Source organism: Stenotrophomonas sp. BIGb0135, from assembly GCF_024810105.1.
GTDB classification, from domain to species: domain Bacteria; phylum Pseudomonadota; class Gammaproteobacteria; order Xanthomonadales; family Xanthomonadaceae; genus Stenotrophomonas; species Stenotrophomonas maltophilia_AB.
The window spans coordinates 69,678-85,368 of record NZ_JANUDX010000012.1 but is presented as its reverse complement, the minus strand read 5'-3'; the positions used below and the strand labels follow the sequence as shown (position 1 = coordinate 85,368).

15 protein-coding genes are annotated in these 15,691 nt (G+C 68.9%); 8 read left to right on the top strand and 7 right to left on the bottom strand.

The features are described 5' to 3' along the window. Nucleotides 1-78: 78 nt before the first annotated feature. Nucleotides 79-1,467 (bottom strand): PLP-dependent aminotransferase family protein, encoded by a 1,389-nt coding sequence (locus M2421_RS18900; protein WP_259209754.1) that lies wholly within the window; start codon nucleotides 1,465-1,467, stop codon nucleotides 79-81. A 116-nt stretch (nucleotides 1,468-1,583) separates the two neighbouring features. Here M2421_RS18900 and M2421_RS18895 point away from each other — a divergent pair, with 116 nt between their 5' ends. Continuing rightward, on the top strand, nucleotides 1,584-2,447 hold the full coding sequence (locus M2421_RS18895; protein ID WP_259209752.1) for a DMT family transporter: 864 nt from the start codon (nucleotides 1,584-1,586) through the stop codon (nucleotides 2,445-2,447). A 10-nt stretch (nucleotides 2,448-2,457) separates the two neighbouring features. Here the strand turns inward: M2421_RS18895 and M2421_RS18890 are convergent, their stop codons facing one another. Further along, on the bottom strand, nucleotides 2,458-2,748 hold the full coding sequence (locus M2421_RS18890) for a putative quinol monooxygenase (RefSeq protein ID WP_259209750.1): 291 nt from the start codon (nucleotides 2,746-2,748) through the stop codon (nucleotides 2,458-2,460). Between the two features lie 248 nt (nucleotides 2,749-2,996). Between M2421_RS18890 and M2421_RS18885 the strand changes: the two genes are divergently transcribed. Next, nucleotides 2,997-4,475 (top strand): SulP family inorganic anion transporter, encoded by a 1,479-nt coding sequence (locus tag M2421_RS18885; protein ID WP_259209748.1) that lies wholly within the window; start codon nucleotides 2,997-2,999, stop codon nucleotides 4,473-4,475. Between the two features lie 264 nt (nucleotides 4,476-4,739). Continuing rightward, entirely contained in the window at nucleotides 4,740-7,346 is a 2,607-nt protein-coding gene (locus tag M2421_RS21005) for a methyl-accepting chemotaxis protein (protein WP_310440331.1), read from the top strand. Nucleotides 7,347-7,426: 80 nt separating this feature from the next. Here the strand turns inward: M2421_RS21005 and M2421_RS18870 are convergent, their stop codons facing one another. The 4 genes from M2421_RS18870 to M2421_RS18855 all read right to left on the bottom strand — a co-directional run bounded on the left by M2421_RS18870 (nucleotide 7,427) and on the right by M2421_RS18855 (nucleotide 10,797). Continuing rightward, on the bottom strand, nucleotides 7,427-8,545 hold the full coding sequence (locus M2421_RS18870; protein WP_259209745.1) for an acyltransferase: 1,119 nt from the start codon (nucleotides 8,543-8,545) through the stop codon (nucleotides 7,427-7,429). A 214-nt stretch (nucleotides 8,546-8,759) separates the two neighbouring features. Beyond that, complete coding sequence (locus tag M2421_RS18865) at nucleotides 8,760-9,320, bottom strand: DUF1003 domain-containing protein (RefSeq protein WP_259209743.1); 561 nt, start codon at nucleotides 9,318-9,320, stop codon at nucleotides 8,760-8,762. A gap of 62 nt (nucleotides 9,321-9,382) precedes the next feature. Next, nucleotides 9,383-10,474: an ACR3 family arsenite efflux transporter gene (arsB, locus tag M2421_RS18860; RefSeq protein WP_259209742.1), complete on the bottom strand. Its 1,092-nt coding sequence runs from the start codon at nucleotides 10,472-10,474 to the stop codon at nucleotides 9,383-9,385. Continuing rightward, nucleotides 10,471-10,797, bottom strand: coding sequence for a metalloregulator ArsR/SmtB family transcription factor (locus M2421_RS18855; protein ID WP_259209842.1), 327 nt, complete (start codon nucleotides 10,795-10,797; stop codon nucleotides 10,471-10,473). The genes arsB and M2421_RS18855 overlap by 4 nt, the downstream gene beginning before the upstream one ends. 39 nt (nucleotides 10,798-10,836) lie before the next feature. Between M2421_RS18855 and M2421_RS18850 the strand changes: the two genes are divergently transcribed. Both M2421_RS18850 and arsC read left to right on the top strand, forming a co-directional pair. Further along, a complete protein-coding gene (locus tag M2421_RS18850) occupies nucleotides 10,837-11,253 on the top strand; it encodes an NAD(P)H-dependent oxidoreductase (protein WP_310440328.1) in 417 nt (138 codons plus the stop codon). Beyond that, on the top strand, nucleotides 11,250-11,660 hold the full coding sequence (gene arsC, locus M2421_RS18845; RefSeq protein ID WP_259209740.1) for an arsenate reductase (glutaredoxin): 411 nt from the start codon (nucleotides 11,250-11,252) through the stop codon (nucleotides 11,658-11,660). The genes M2421_RS18850 and arsC overlap by 4 nt, the downstream gene beginning before the upstream one ends. A gap of 72 nt (nucleotides 11,661-11,732) precedes the next feature. On the opposite strand, the gene M2421_RS18840 is transcribed toward arsC, so the two are convergent. Further along, on the bottom strand, nucleotides 11,733-12,122 hold the full coding sequence (locus M2421_RS18840) for a DUF2628 domain-containing protein (protein WP_259209737.1): 390 nt from the start codon (nucleotides 12,120-12,122) through the stop codon (nucleotides 11,733-11,735). A 197-nt stretch (nucleotides 12,123-12,319) separates the two neighbouring features. Between M2421_RS18840 and M2421_RS18835 the strand changes: the two genes are divergently transcribed. The 3 genes from M2421_RS18835 to M2421_RS18825 all read left to right on the top strand — a co-directional run bounded on the left by M2421_RS18835 (nucleotide 12,320) and on the right by M2421_RS18825 (nucleotide 15,691). After that, a complete protein-coding gene (locus M2421_RS18835) occupies nucleotides 12,320-12,499 on the top strand; it encodes a hypothetical protein (RefSeq protein WP_259209734.1) in 180 nt (59 codons plus the stop codon). 565 nt (nucleotides 12,500-13,064) lie between these two features. Further along, nucleotides 13,065-14,972, top strand: coding sequence for a glucans biosynthesis glucosyltransferase MdoH (gene mdoH, locus M2421_RS18830; protein WP_259209732.1), 1,908 nt, complete (start codon nucleotides 13,065-13,067; stop codon nucleotides 14,970-14,972). 53 nt (nucleotides 14,973-15,025) lie between these two features. Further along, entirely contained in the window at nucleotides 15,026-15,691 is a 666-nt protein-coding gene (locus M2421_RS18825) for an alpha/beta hydrolase (RefSeq protein ID WP_259209730.1), read from the top strand.

Sequence of the window (15,691 nt, the reverse complement as noted above, 5' to 3'; positions counted from 1 at the left end):
GGTGCGCGCGTGCGGCGAGGATGAAGCATTCACGAGGCGTGGCCGGACGGCCGTTGGTCGCGCAGACAGCGCGCCGCGTCAGCCGCGCATCGCGCGTGCCAGGACCTCGAACACGCGCCTGTCCTGGGCCTGCGCTGCATTGAAACGGAGAAAGCCCGCGGCAGCGAGCGAAGGGCTGAACGCGTTGCCCGGCGCCAGCACGACGCCCTCGGCCAGGCAGCGGCGCGCGATGTTGGCCGCGTCCACCCCATCGGGCAGTTGGCACCACAGCAGCATTCCCGCCTGCGGCACCACCCACGGCCGGATACCGAGCGGCGCCAGTCGTGCCAACGTGGTGTCGCGCGCGCTCGCCAGCCGGGTGCGCACCGCTTCGACGTGTCGCCGGTAGCCGCTGGCGGTCAGCGCGGTGAGCAGGATGTCCGCCGCCAGGCGTCCGCCGCCGAAGCTGGTGGCGATCTTCAGGTCGGCCAGCCCTTCGATCCAGTCGCCACGGGCAACGATGAAGCCACAGCGCACCGACGCGGACAGGGTCTTGGAAAAACTGCCCACCTGGATGACCCGCGACAAGCCGTCGAACGCGGCCAGGCGTGGCGCCGGGGCGTGCTCGAAATCGGCGAACAGGTCATCCTCGATGATCACCAGGTCCGAGCTGTCCGCGGCGCTCAGCAGGCGGTGCGCGGTAACCGGCGAGAGCGTGGCGCCGGTCGGGTTGTGGATGCCCGAGTTGGTGATGTACACCCGCGGCGAGTGGGCCTGCAGCGCGGCGCTGAAGGCCTCCACGTCGGGGCCGGTGGGCGTGTACGGAATGCCCACCACCTTGACCCGGTGCGCCTTGAGCAACGCCAGGAAGTTGAAGTAACACGGATCATCCACCAGGACCGTATCGCCGGGCGACAACAGGAAGCGGCAGATCAGATCGACCGCATGCGATCCCGATTCGGTGAGCATGATCTGTTCCGGTGCCGCATCGATGGCGTACCCGGCCAGGCGCCGGGCGAGCAGCTGGCGCAGCGCAGGCAGGCCGAGCGGGGTTGCGTAGTCGGCCAGTGCGGCGGCATCGGCACGCGCGGCGCTGCGCAGGCCACGGCGGATGCCCTCGACGTACATCCAGTCCTCGGGCAGCCAGCCGCAGCCCGGCTTGAGCATGCCTGGCTCATGCTCCAGGGATTGCCGTGCCAGCCACAGAGGATCGACCTGCCGGTCGCGCGGCGGATCCATGCCCGCCAGTGCCAGCGGTGCGACCGGACCAATCACGTGGAAGCCGGCACCCGGGCGCGGGCTGATGAGCCCCTCGGCGGTGAGGCGTGCATAGGCTTCGACAACCGTGGACACCGACACCTGCAGGGTCGCTGCCTGGGCGCGTACCGACGGCAGGCGCGTGCCTGGCACATAGCTGCGCGCGGTGATGCGCGCGCGTACCGCCTCCATGACCGTCTCGATGCGGGTGATGCGCTGGGGCCGTGGCATGGGGCGATCCGTGTTGCACAGGAGGGCATAACAGTTCGGCGGAAGTGTACTGGATTGTGTATGGGTGCCCTGCCGTCGTGCGTGGTCCACTGGCGGTCCATTCAAGGAACGCAGGCATGGACGACCGGACACAAGGCTGGATCAACGGATTCATTGGCGTGCTGATCTTCGCCGGCTCACTGCCGGCCACGCGCGTGGCGGTCGCCGACCTCGACCCCACGTTCCTGACCGCGGCGCGCGCCAGCATCGCCGCGCTGCTGGGCGCGGCCATGCTGGTGGGCTTGCGTCAGCGGCCGCCCTCGCGGTCCAGCCTGGCCCCGTTGCTGGTGGTGGCACTGGGGGTGGTGGTGGGATTCCCGCTGCTGACCGCGCTGGCGCTGCAGCACGTGTCCTCGGCACATTCGATCGTGTTTCTCGGCTTGCTGCCGCTGAGTACGGCAGTGTTCGGCGTGCTGCGCGGTGGCGAGCGCCTGCGTCCGGCGTTCTGGGTGTTCTCGCTGCTGGGCAGCGCGGCGGTGGCCGGCTATGCGCTGCTCGGCGCAGGCCGGGGCTCGCTGCAGGGCGACCTGCTGATGGTCGCCGCCGTGCTGGTCTGCGGGTTGGGCTACGCCGAAGGCGCGCGACTCACGCGGACGTTGGGAGGATGGCAGGTGATCAGCTGGGCATTGCTGCTGGCGTTGCCCTTGATGGCGCCGCTGCTGTGGTTGCGCTGGCCGCTTGACGTGGCACACGTGGGCACCCAGGCGTGGCTGGGGCTGGGCTATGTGTCGGTGTTCAGCATGCTGATCGGTTTCATGTTCTGGTATCGCGGGTTGGCACAGGGGGGGATCGCGGCGGTCGGCCAACTGCAGTTGCTGCAGCCCTTCTTCGGGCTGGCGCTGGCCGCCGTGCTGCTGCACGAGCGGGTGAGCATGGGCATGCTGGGGGTGACCCTGTGTGCGGTGGCGTGCGTGGCTGGCGCCAGGCATTTCGCGCGCTGAGCCGGCCCGCTCAGATCCCGTGCCCCCCCACCGGCACGGTTTCGAACCGTTCGCCGAAACCGGTGATATGCGGCCGGGCCTTGGCGATCGCGGCCTGCACCGCCGGCAATGCCAGCGAGCCGCGATGCGCCTCCTGGCTGTCCCAGACTTCGGTGATCCAGAGTGCGTCGGCGTGGGTGGGGTCGGTGGCCACCACGTAACTGCGGCAACCGGGCATGTCGCGCGTACCGTCCAGCAGGATCGCGAGCACGCTGTCGCGCTGGCCCGGGGCGATCAACATCTTTCCGATCAAACCGTACATGCAGGTACCTGTGGCGGGAGGCGTGAGCCGGCATCGTGCGCGTGCGGCGCCGATACGGTCAACCGGCGCGTTGAGCCAGGCCGGGGGCTGCGTTATCCTGCGCGCCGCCGCCGCCCGCCCTGCTGGATTGTGATGACCCCGCCCTGATATCGCGTTGATCACGCACCCGTGCCACTGCCGGGTCCAGGGAGTGTCGTGTCTTCATCACACAGCGCGCCGTGCGCATCGCCGGCGCGCGGAGTCTGCCCATGTCTGTTTCCTATCCGCTGCGCCAGCAATGGCTCGGCAATATCCGCGGTGACCTGCTGTCCGGCACGGTCGTCGCGCTGGCCCTGATTCCCGAAGCGATCGCTTTTTCGATCATCGCCGGGGTGGACCCCAAGGTGGGGCTGTACGCCTCGTTCTGCATCGCGGTGGTGACCGCGATCGCCGGCGGCCGCCCGGGCATGATCTCGGCCGCGACCGGGGCGATGGCGCTGGTCATGGTCGACCTGGTCAAGGACCACGGCCTGCAGTACCTGCTGGCCGCCACGATCCTGGCCGGCCTGCTGCAGGTACTCGCCGGCGTCCTGAAGCTGGGCGTGCTGATGCGCTTCGTGTCGCGCTCGGTCATCACCGGCTTCGTCAACGCGCTGGCGATCCTGATCTTCCTGGCGCAGATGCCCGAGTTGATCGGCCGGTCCTGGCAGGTGTGGGCGGTGTGCGCGGCCGGGCTGGCGATCATCTACCTGCTGCCGCGGCTCACCCGCGCGGTGCCTTCGCCGCTGGTGGCGATCGTGGTGCTCACCGCGCTGTCGATCGGCCTGCACTGGGACGTGCGCACGGTGGGCGACATGGGCGCGCTGCCGGACAGCCTGCCGGTGTTCCTGTTCCCGGACGTGCCGCTCACCTGGGACACCCTGCGCCTGCTGCTGCCGGTGTCGGCGACGTTGGCGGTGGTGGGCCTGCTGGAGTCGATGATGACCGCGCAGATCGTCGAGGACATGACCGACACCCCCAGCCAGCGCAACCGCGAGTGCGCCGGCCAGGGCCTGGCCAACATCACCGCCGGGCTGTTCGGCGGCATGGGCGGCTGCGCGATGATCGGCCAGTCGGTGATCAACGTGTCCTCCGGCGGGCGCGGGCGGCTGTCCTGCCTGGTGGCCGGGGTGCTGCTGCTGTTGCTGGTGGTCTATGGCGCCGAGTGGGTGCGGCAGATCCCGATGGCGGCGCTGGTGGCGGTGATGGTGATGGTCAGCATCGGCACCTTCCACTGGCGCTCGTTCCAGGAGCTGCGCCAGCACCCGAAGAGCTCTTCGATGGTGATGATCGCCACCGTGGTGGTCACCGTGGCCACGCATGACCTGGCCAAGGGGGTGCTGACCGGGGTCTTGCTGTCGGCGCTGTTCTTCGCGCGCAAGGTCGGGCGGATGCTGCAGGTCGACGATGTCATCGAGGCGGACGGTACCCGCGTTTACACCGTCAGCGGCCAGGTGTTCTTCGCCTCGGCCGGCCAGTTCGCGGCCAGCGTCGACCTGCAGCAGGTGCCGGCGCGGGTGGTGGTGGACCTGGCCCAGGCGCATTTCTGGGACCTCAGCGCGGTGGCGGCGCTGGAACGGGTGCTGGACAAACTGCGCGCGCATGGCGCGCAGGTGGAGGTGCGCGGGCTCAACGCGGCCAGCCGCACCCTGGTCGACCGCGTGGGGCGGCAGCCCGCGGATCCGGCCCCGGCACCCGGGCAACACTGAACAGGGTCAGGAAACGGGACTCAACATCGGCGCCGTGGCGCCGTTATCCAGCTCAATGCCCCGACGTGCGTGTCGGGGCGGTGCCGGGACGGCCATCGGCCGTGCCGGCAGGCGCGCTCGCCGCGCCGTGTCGAAGTGTTGCCGTTTTCCTGCCGGTTCGGGCGTGAGTCGCACCGCGCCGATCCGGACCGCAATGGACTGCGTGAAGCCGTAGTGGCGCTTGATGGCGTCCGCTGAACCGTACTCCTTCCCGGAACCGTCCCCATGTCCGCGTCCCGCACCGCCGCCTCCCCGCGCCCCGGCAGCATCGCCAACCGGCTGATGCTCGGTACCGCGCTGATTGCCATGCTCTGCTTTGGCGTCACCGCCGCCATCAGCTACCGCGAAGCCAGCCAGGCCCTGATAGGTGCCTCGCGGCAGACCATGCAGAGTGAAGCGGATGCCGAATCGCGCCGGGTCGGCGCCGAGCTGGCCACCGCCTTCGCCACCAGCCAGGCGCTCGCCGACAGCCTGGTGGTGCAGCACGCCGCCGGCACGTTGAACCGTGCCGTCGCCGCGCAGGTGGTGGAGCAGCAGCTGCGCTCGCACCCGGAGTGGGTGGGCTTTGGCACGTTGTGGGAACCGCAGGCATTCGATGGCAAGGACAGCGAGTTCGTCGATGCACCGGCGCACGATGCGACCGGCCGCTTCATGAGCTACTGGTCCTGGCAGGACGGCGGCCCCGCGCAGGATCCGCTCAAGGGCTACGACACCCCGGGCGATGGTGACTGGTACCTGCGCCCGCGTGCGCTCAAGCGCCAGACCGTGGCCGAGCCGTACCGCTACGAGATCGCCGGCAAGCCGGTGCTGATGACCACCCTGTCCACGCCGGTGCTGGACAAGGGCGAGTTCCTTGGCGCGGTGACCGTGGACTTCGGCCTGGCCGCGCTGCAGGACCGCCTGGCCGCCCTGCGCCCGATGGGCGAGGGCCGCGTCGAACTGATCTCGCCAGGTGGCATCGTGCTGGCCGCCGCCGATGCCAAGGAAATCGGCAAGCGCCGCGACGATGCGACCACGCGCCAGATCCTGGCCGCGGTGGGGGCGGACAAGCGGTTCGAGGATTTCCAGGTGGATGAGGCCGGCAACGTGAAGGCCTACGTGCCGCTGCGCATCGGTGGCAGCCAGGAGCGCTTCGCGCTGGGCGTGGTGGTGCCGTATGCGCTGATCACCGCGCAGGCACGCGCGCTGCTGTGGATCATCCTGGCCGTCGGCCTGGGCGCGGCGCTGGTGCTCAGTGCCAGTGTGTACGTGCTGCTGCGCCGCCAGGCGATCCGCCCGCTGGCCGATGCGGTACGCCTGTCGGTGGACGTGGCCGAAGGCCGCCTGGATACCGCGCTGCCGCCGCCGCGCAATGACGAAGTGGGGCGCCTGCTTGAATCGATGCAGCGCATGCGCAGCCAGCTCACCTCGGTGATGGCGGCGCAGGGCGAGATGGCCAAGCGGCACGAGGCCGGCGAGCTGAGCTACCGGATGGATGCGCAGGCCTTCCCCGGCGAGTACGGGCGCATGGTCGGCGACACCAACCAGCTGGTCGGCGCCAACATTGCCGTGACCCGCCGCCTGGTCGAGGTGATGCAGCGCTACGCGGTCGGCGACCTGTCCCAGGACATGGACCGCCTGCCGGGCGAACAGGCCGGCTTCACCGAAGCGATGGACACCACCAAGGCCAACCTGCGTGCGATCAACACGCAGATCCGCGACCTGGCCGGTGCCGCCGCGCTGGGCGACTTCACCCTGCGCGGCGACGTGGTGCGCTTCGACCACGACTTCCGCGGCATGGTGGAAAACCTCAACACCATGATGCAGGTCAGTGACGACAACCTGCAGCAGATCTCTGCGCTGCTGCGCGCGATCGCCGCCGGCGACCTCACCGCGCGCATGCAGGGTGAGTTCCACGGCGTGTTCGCGCGGATGCGCGACGATGCCGATACCACCGTGACCCAGCTGACCGACATCGTCGGCCGCATCCAGCAGGCCACCGCCAGCATCAACCTGGCCGCCGGCGAAATCGCCTCGGGCAACAGCGACCTGTCGCGCCGCACCGAACAGCAGGCCGCCAGCCTGGAAGAAACCGCCGCCTCGATGGAGGAACTCACCTCCACCGTGCGCCAGAACGCCGACCACGCCGTGCAGGCCAACGCGCTGGCCGCCAACGCGGCTGACGTCGCCTCGCGCGGCGGTGACGTGGTGGGCCGGGTGGTGACCACCATGGCCGGCATCGAAGCTTCCTCCAAGCGCATCGCCGAAATCATCTCGGTGATCGACGGCATCGCGTTCCAGACCAACATCCTGGCCCTGAACGCCGCCGTGGAAGCGGCGCGTGCCGGCGAGCAGGGCCGCGGTTTTGCCGTGGTGGCCTCCGAAGTGCGTGCGCTGGCCCAGCGTTCGGCCGGTGCCGCCAAGGAGATCAAGACCCTGATCGACGACTCGGTCGGCCAGGTCACCGAAGGCTCGGCGCTGGTGCAGACCGCCGGCCGCACCATGGAGGACATCGTCAGCGGCGTGCGCCGGGTGAACGACATCATGGCCGAGATCTCGGCGGCGTCGAAGGAACAGTCGGCGGGCATCGAGCAGGTCAACCAGACCATCACCCAGATGGACGAGACCACCCAGCAGAACGCCGCGCTGGTCGAAGAGGCCACGGCCGCCGCGCGCGCGATGGAAGAGCAGGCGCAGCACCTGGGCACTGCGGTGGCGATTTTCCGCACCGAGACCGGTACCGCGTTCGCCGCCGCGCCCGCCGCGCGTGCGCCGGCAAGGCGGGCCAGCGCCGCGCCGCAGGCTGCCGCACGCGAGCCGGCCCTGGCCAGCGAGGACTGGCAGACGTTCTGATCCTGTTGCGCGTCGGATACCGCGACGCGCGCCGCGGCCGCGCGCGGCGGGTTATCGCATGACCGCCCGGGCGGCCGCGATCACCGCGCGCGTTCGGCGTCCGCCGCCGTGCGGCGGCCGTTGATGGCCGCCAGCAGGCGGTGCCCGGCGCGGATGCCGGGGACCTCGATCAGGCGATAGCCCAGATGGGCCAGCGGAATCGCAACGGCCAGGGTCAACACGGCACAGGCCAGGTAGGCCAGGTAGGCGTGCGGCACCTGCGCCTGGATGCGCCGGAACACCGGGATCAGCAACGCCACCACGATGGGGTGGGCCAGGTAGAGCGAATAACTGACCTGGCCCAGATACGCGGTCACCCGGTTGACCACCCACTTCAGCGGGAAGTGCGACATGCCAACCAGCAGCGCCGCGTAGCCTGCGCCGAAGAGGATCCAGCCCAGGCCCGGCACCACCCACGCGCGCGCGCTGCCCACGGTCAGCGCGACCAGCAGCAGCGCACCACCGAACAGGGAGGCCGCGCAGCAGCGGCGCGCCGTACCGGCCTGCAGCGTCGGCAGCGCGGCAAACAGGTGGTAGGCCAGGATCCCGTACAGGAACACCGGCAGGTGCCGCAGCAGCCCGTAGTCGCCTACCGCCGCCAGCCCCCCAGCACCGAACACGCCCGCGCCTGCCAGCAGGCTGGCCAGCGTGCCCGCGACCGCCACCCACCACGCACGCAGCGGACGGTCGATGACCCGGAACAGCAGCGGGAACACGGCGTAGAACAGCATCTCCACCCCGATCGCCCAACTGGCCCACACGATGCCCGCTTCCCAACCCGGGAACAGGTTGAAGGTGAAGCTGACGTTGGCCAGGATTTCCGGGAGCGAATGACCGGCATGGCTGCCGCGGCCATCGCGCCATATCGAGAATGCCAGCAGCACGAAGAACAGCGGCGCGATGCGGAACACGCGGTGCAGGTAGAAGCTCAGCAGCGGGCGCGGCGTGCGCGCGTGGCGCGGCATCGTGTAGGCCAGCGAGAACGCGCTGATGACGAAGAACAGTGCCACCCCGGTGCCGCCCATCGCCAGTACGGCGCCCATCACCGGCCCGGTGGCCAGTGCCGGTGCCGGCATCGCCATGACGTGGAACAGCACCACATAGACGGCGGCGAGGCCGCGCAGGGCATCCAGGAAGGCGAGTCGGTTGGGTTGGGCCATGCGGGCGGTGTCCGGGCGTTGGGCGAACGACGAAGACCGCGCATGCTATCACCCGATGCCAGCGCGGCCGGGCACGGCCTCACTGTTTCGCGGATCACCCACCGGCACGTCGTGAGGCGGTCGCCGTGCAGGAAGGACGTTACGGCCAGCGCCGCCTGGTCGCCGCCGCGGACGACGACGTCCTGCGTGGCGCCGGGGTTGGCACGCGCTTCGCTCAAGGCGCGGGCGGGGTGCTGCCGCGTGCCACCAGCTCGCTCAGCAGGTCGATCTGGCGTTGCTGCTGTTGCAGGATCTGCAGCAGCGTTTCGTGGCTCACCGTGTCCACTTTCTCGTGCAGCGACATGATTTCCAGTTCGGCCTTGAGGTTCACTTCATAGTCGTAGCTGGCCATCTGCCGGTCCTTCATCGCCTGCCGGTTCTGGCTCATCATGATCACCGGCGCCTGGATCGCGGCCAGCATCGACAGCATGAGGTTGAGGAAGATGTAGGGGTAGGGATCGAACGCCGTCCGGCCCAGGATCTCGGTGTTGAGGACGACCCACACCAGTAGCGCGGCGGCAAACAGCAGGATGAATGTCCACGAGCCGCCGAAGCTGGCCACCCGGTCGGCCAGCCGCTCGCCAAAGGTGGATTGTTCTTCCAGGCGGCGGTTGGGGTCGTCGATGACCGCACGCCGCCCGATCACGCGGCGCGCGACGGCATCCAGGTCATGGCTCTGGCGGCCAAGCCAGCGGGCGGCCCGTTCGAGGCGGTCGGGGGTGGATGCATTGGACATGTGCGGCTCCGGAAGGCGGTCGCCGGCAGCGTGATCGGAGGCAGGGAAAGGGCCGGTGAGGATCAGGGCGCCGGGCGCTGCGACGCGGCAGGCGTGGCCTGTACGCTTCCAGCCGCACGGCCACGACGGCGTAGACGCACTGCCACGTGCACGAGCAGGATCAGCACCGGTACCTCGACCAGCGGCCCAATCACTGCGGCGAACGCTACCGGCGACGCCAGACCGAAGCTGGCGATGGCGACGGCGATGGCCAGTTCGAAGTTGTTGCCTGCCGCAGTGAAGGCGATTGCGGTACTGCGGGGATAATCGCGAGCCACCCAGCGGCCCATCGCAAAGCTGACAAGGAACTGCACGACAAAGTAGATCGTCAGCGGAAGGGCGATACTCAGTGCATCGAACGGCAGGCGCAGCACCTCACTGCCTTTCAGGCTGAACATGGCCACGATGGTGAACAGCAATGCCAGCAGCGTGATCGGGCTGATGGCCGGCAGGAAACGCGTTGCGTACCACTGCGCCCCGCGCCGGCGCAGCAGCACATGCCGGGTGAGCCAGCCTGCCGCGAACGGCACGCCCAGATAGAACAGCACGGCGCCGGCCATGGACCACGTGCTGATGTGCACCACGCTGCCCTGCAGCCCGACCCAGGATGGCAGCACGCGCAGGAAGAACCAGGCGTACGCGCTGAAGAACGCGATCTGGAAGAGCGCGTTGAACGCCACCAGTCCCGCCACGTACTGGTTGTCTCCGCCGGCCAGCTGATTCCACACCAGCACCATGGCGATGCAGCGCGCCAATCCGATCAGTATCACGCCCGTCATGTAGTCGGGATGGTCGTGCAGGAACACGGCGGCCAGCACGAACATCAGCAGCGGCCCCACCACCCAGTTCTGCACGAGCGAGACCGCCAGCACGCGCTTGTCTGCGAAGACTGCCGGCAACGCGGTGTAATCCACCTTGGCCAGGGGCGGGTACATCATCAGGATCAGCCCCAGGGCAATGGGCACGTTCGTTCCCCCCAGCGTCAAGGTGTCCAGCGCCAAAGGCAGGCCATCGAACACCGTCCCAAGACCCAGGCCCAGCGCCATGGCGGCGAAGATCCACACGGTCAGCCAGCGGTCGAGGAACGCCAGCCGCGGAACGCCAGGCGATGTCACTGCGCTGGACCGCAGCGGGAGGCTGGCGCGCAGCTGGCATCGCCGGCGCAGCAGTTCTCGGTGAGGTATCCGACCAGGCTGTCCATCGCCTTGAAGTCGGCGCGATAGCAGATGCTGCGGCCTCGTGCTTCGGCGCTGACCAGACCGGCCGCCGCCAGCTCCTTGAGATGGAAGGACAGGGTGGCGCCCGGCAGACCAAGGTCTGCCGCGATTTCACCGGCGAGGCGGCCGCCGTGCCCGGCCTGCACGAGCAGGCGGAAGACGCTCAGGCGGGTGGCATGGCCGAGCGCGGCCAGCGCATGGGTTGCGGTTTTGTGTTCCATGTTTCTAGAATAGTCGAACAATGACGTGTGGAGCAATCCGTGGCCTCCTTGCCCGACCTGATCGTCGAAGCCGCCGATATCCCTGACCCGGCCCGCCTGGCAGGCCAGATCGGCCACCACCGGCCGAAGATCCTCATCCTGTATGGCTCCCTGCAGCCCCAGTCGTATAGCCCGGCGTTGGCCTCCGAGGGGGAGCGCCTGCCGCTGCACTACGGGGCGGAGGTGCGCCTGTTCAACCCGCACGGCTTGCCGATGGCCGGCTCGGAGGGCCCGGACCATCCCAAGGTCCAGCAACTGCGCGCGTGGCCGGCGTGGTCCGGGGGCCAGGCCTGGATCAGGCCCGAGCGGCACGGCAGCCCCAGCGCCGTGTTCAAGAACCAGGTCGACTGGCTGCCCCTCGGCGAGGGCAGCCTACGCGAGGGTGGTAGCGTGCCGACGCAGGAGATGCGCGCATGAAAGCGGTGATCTACCACAATCCGGCCTGCGCGACCTCGCGCAATGTCCTGGCGTTGCTGCGCCATGCCGGGGTCGAGGCGCAGGTCATCGAGTATCTGCAGGCACCACCGGACCGTACGCGGCTGCGGGAACTGATCGCCGGCGCCGGCCTGTGCGTACGCGATGCACTGCGGGAAAAGGGTACGCCGTATGCCGAGCTTGGCCTGGGCGATCCACGGTTGGGCGAGGACACACTGCTCGACGCGATGCAGCGGCATCCGATCCTGATCAATCGCCCCTTCGTGCAGACCGCGCTGGGCGTGCGCCTGGCGCGACCCTCGGAGCGGGTGCTTGAGATCCTGCCGGTGCTGCAGACGCCTTTCGTCAAGGAAGACGGCGAGGTGGTCATCGACCCGCGTCGCCGCTGACGCGAACCGCACAAAAAAAAGCCCGGTCTTTCGACCGGGCCCTGTATCAACATCACCCACGCAAGGTAGCGCTTACCAGCGCATGCCGGCAAAGGGGTTCCAGCCGGTGTCGCCCTTCACCTTCTCCAGGTAATAGGCGTAATTGGTGGTCAGCGCGACGAGCAGCGACCAGCCGATGCCGACGCCGCGGCCGACGACGGCCGGCATGAACGACACCAGGATCATCAGCACGATGGTGATGCCCAGGATGGTCAGTGCCTTGCGCCACATGCCCAGGATGAACAGGTAGATCCAGCTGAAAAACAGCGCGAAGAAGTTGAAGTTCACCTTGATCTTCTGGCCGAACGGCAGCGCCTTGTAGGCCGCCTTGAACGCCGGGGTATTCGGCGCGCCGTAGGTGTCGAAGAAGTTGAAGCGGAACTGCCACTTGGGGCTGAACTGGGAGGTAGAAGTGGAATCCATATCCGTCTTGGTTGGGTTGTAAACGTTTACATGATAGCCGCTGCCTATGCGTAGCCGCCAGTTTTCTGTCGCCTGGGGCAGGGTCCCCGGCACAATGCAGGCCCCGTCACACAATGGCCTTCGTTTTGATATAGGGTTCGCATTCCGCGCGGCAGGGGGCCCCGCGGCGAATTGGAATGCAACGAGATAACCAGACAATGTCCAGTGTTGTGATCACCACTGAGCGACCGCCGGCAGGGCCGCGGATCGCACCGTGCCCGCAAGCCACCCAGGCCCAGCATCTGCTGGCGCACCTGCAGTTTTCCCAGATCGGCTCGCGCGCGCTGACCCAGCCGCTGCTGGACGCCGATATCGCCGTGGCCGTCACGCCGGCCTGAGGCACGCGTCCCCCGCAGACCCCGCTGCACCGATGACGTCGCTGCCACGCCTAGGCGGGGCGGCGATGCTGCATCGGCGGCGCGTGTGACCCCAGGTTGACGCATCCCGGGACGACGTTGGCGCGATCGCCCGGCCTGCGCGCGGCCTGCGCATCGCGCTGCCGACGGTGCCTGCGGGACGGGGCGGCCGCCACGGCCGGCCGGGCGGCTCCCGGAACCGGACCTGCGTTCAACATGAATGGGGAAAGCCCCGTGCCACAAGGCCTGCGGCGTTTTGCCGCACCCCGCCTGAGGCGGCACGCGTCACAGATTTGCTGAATGGGGAGAAATCACGCGGGCCCCCTTCGCATCCGGCTTACATTTGGCCCCCTATGCTGAGCCGCATTTTTCGCCTCAGATCCGTTGGAGAGTTCGTGGGTTCCGGTAGTGACAGACAACAGCTGCGTGCCGGCCACGGCCCCGCGCAGGCAGGACACACGCACGCCGCTGGGCGTGCCAGGATCTGGATGACCCTCTCCGCGCCGGGCCAGCCCGGGATGGCACCACTCACGCAGGGTAATCGCCGATGAGTGTGCAGACAGTCAACGTCCTCCCCGATGCCGGCCAGGCCATCCTGCCCGCCGAGGTGCCGATGGCCATGCCCGAGCAGTCGTTCCGCGAGGGTCGCCTGCAGGTGCCGCGCCAGCGCACCGCGCCGCGGCTGATGGCGCTGCGCCGCTTCTACATCCTCGGTGGCACCGCGGCGATGACCATCGCGGCCACGGTGATGATGTGGAAGGTGCTGGCCGTCAACGGCGTCACCGTGCTGGAGGCCTGCCTGCTGGTGCTGTTCGTGGCGCTGTTCGCCTGGATCGCGCTCTCCTTCGCCGGCGCGGTGGCTGGCTTCCTCACCGCGGTGTTCGATCGCGGCTACAAGCTGGGCATCGACCCCGACCAGCCGCTGCCGGTGGTGCACACCCGCACCGCGCTGCTGATGCCCACCTACAACGAAGACCCGCGCCGGCTGCTGGCCGGCCTGCAGGCCATCTACGAGTCCGTGGCCGAGACCGGCCAGCTGGACAAGTTCGACTTCTTCGTCCTCAGCGACACCCGGCGCGAGGATATCGGTGCGGCCGAAGAACAGGCCTTCGCCGACCTCTGCGACGCGGTGGATGGGCACGCACGCCTGTTCTACCGGCGTCGTGGCGACAACAGCGGGCGCAAGGCCGGCAACATCGCCGACTGGGTGCGGCGCTGGGGCGGCGGTTATCCGCAGATGCTGATCCTGGATGCCGACAGCCTGATGACCGGCGACACCATCGTGCGCCTGGTCGCCGGCATGGAGCACAACCCGGACGTCGGCCTGATCCAGACCCTGCCGGCGGTGATCGGCGGGCGCACGCTGTTTGCCCGCATGCAGCAGTTCGGTGGCCGCGTGTATGGCCCGGTGATCGGCCGCGGCGTGGCCTGGTGGCATGGTGCGGAAAGCAACTACTGGGGCCACAACGCGATCATCCGCACCCAGGCGTTCGCCGACAACGCCGGCCTGCCCGCGCTGCCGGGCAAGCAGCCGTTCGGTGGCCACGTGCTCAGCCACGATTTCGTCGAGGCCGCGCTGATGCGCCGCGGTGGCTGGGCCACGCACATGGTGCCGTACCTGAAAGGCAGCTACGAGGAAGGCCCGCCGACCCTCACCGACATGCTGGTGCGTGATCGCCGCTGGTGCCAGGGCAACCTGCAGCACGCCAAGGTGGTGCGGTCCAAGGGCCTGCACTGGGTGAGCCGCATGCACATGATGATCGGCATCGGCCACTACTTCACCGCGCCGATGTGGGGGATGCTGATGCTGGTCGGCATCGCCATTCCGCTGTTCCAGGGCGGCATCGATTTCAACGAAGTGCTGCATCTCTCGCCCAGCCTGTACTGGCGCCACCAGGACGAAGAAAAGGTCATCCGCATGTTCGCCATCACCATGGTGGTGCTGCTGACCCCCAAGGTGCTGGGGTACATCGCGATGCTGCTCGACCCGGTCGAGCGGCGCGGCTGCGGCGGTGGCATCCGCGCGCTGCTGTCGATGCTGCTGGAAACCCTGCTGGCCGCGCTGATGGCGCCGGTGGTGATGTACGTGCAGTCGCGCGGCGTGGCCGAAGTGCTGGCCGGCAAGGATTCGGGCTGGGATGCGCAGCAGCGCGACGACGGTGGCATTTCCTGGCCGGCCTTGATCCGCGGCTATGGTGGCTTGAGCGTGTTCGGGCTGTTCATGGGCGCGCTGGCGTATGCCGTGTCGCCGTCGCTGGCGGCGTGGATGGCCCCGGTGGTGATCGGCATGGTGCTGGCCATCCCGGTGGTGGCGCTCACCTCCGCCCGCGGACCGGGCACCCTGATGCACCGCCTGCGGCTGATGGAAATTCCCGAGGAAACCGCGCCGCCGCCCGTGCTGGTGCGCGCCGCGCAGCTGCGCAAGGCCGCGGCCGAGCACACGGCGCCGGGCTGACCCGGCACCGCGGCGACCCGGCATAATGCGGTTCGACCGTAGGGGAGCCGCACATGCTGGACACCGTCATCAATGAAACCGGCACCGACCCGCAATGGGCGGTGCTGTGGCTGCACGGCCTGGGCGCCGATGGCCACGACTTCGCCCCGATCGTGCCCGAGCTGCTGCGCCCGCACTGGCCGGCGATCCGCTTCGTGTTCCCGCATGCGCCGGTGCAGCCGATCACCATCAACAACGGCCTGCCGATGCGGGCCTGGTACGACATCGTCAGCATGGACTTCCGTTCGCGCGCCGATGCCGCCGGCGTGGACGCCTCGGTGCAGCTGCTGGATGCGCTGATCGAGCAGCAGGTCGCCGCCGGCATTCCGGCCGAGCGCATCCTGCTGGCCGGTTTCTCGCAGGGCGGGGCGGTGATCCTGAGTGCCATGCTTCGCCGGACCCGTCCGCTGGCCGGGGTGATCGCGCTGTCGACCTACCTGCCGGACCCGGAAAATGCCGTGGCCCGGCGTGCGCCCGAGGGTATCCAGCCGCCGGTGTTCATGGCCCACGGCACCCAGGACCCGGTGATTCCGCAGGCGATCGGCGCGCACAGCGCGCAGACCCTCAAGGACCTGGGCATCGCCGTGGAGTGGCATTCCTATCCGATGGCCCACCAGGTCTGCAGCGAAGAACTGCAGGCCCTGGGCGACTGGCTGGACCGGCGCTTCCAGGCCGCCTGA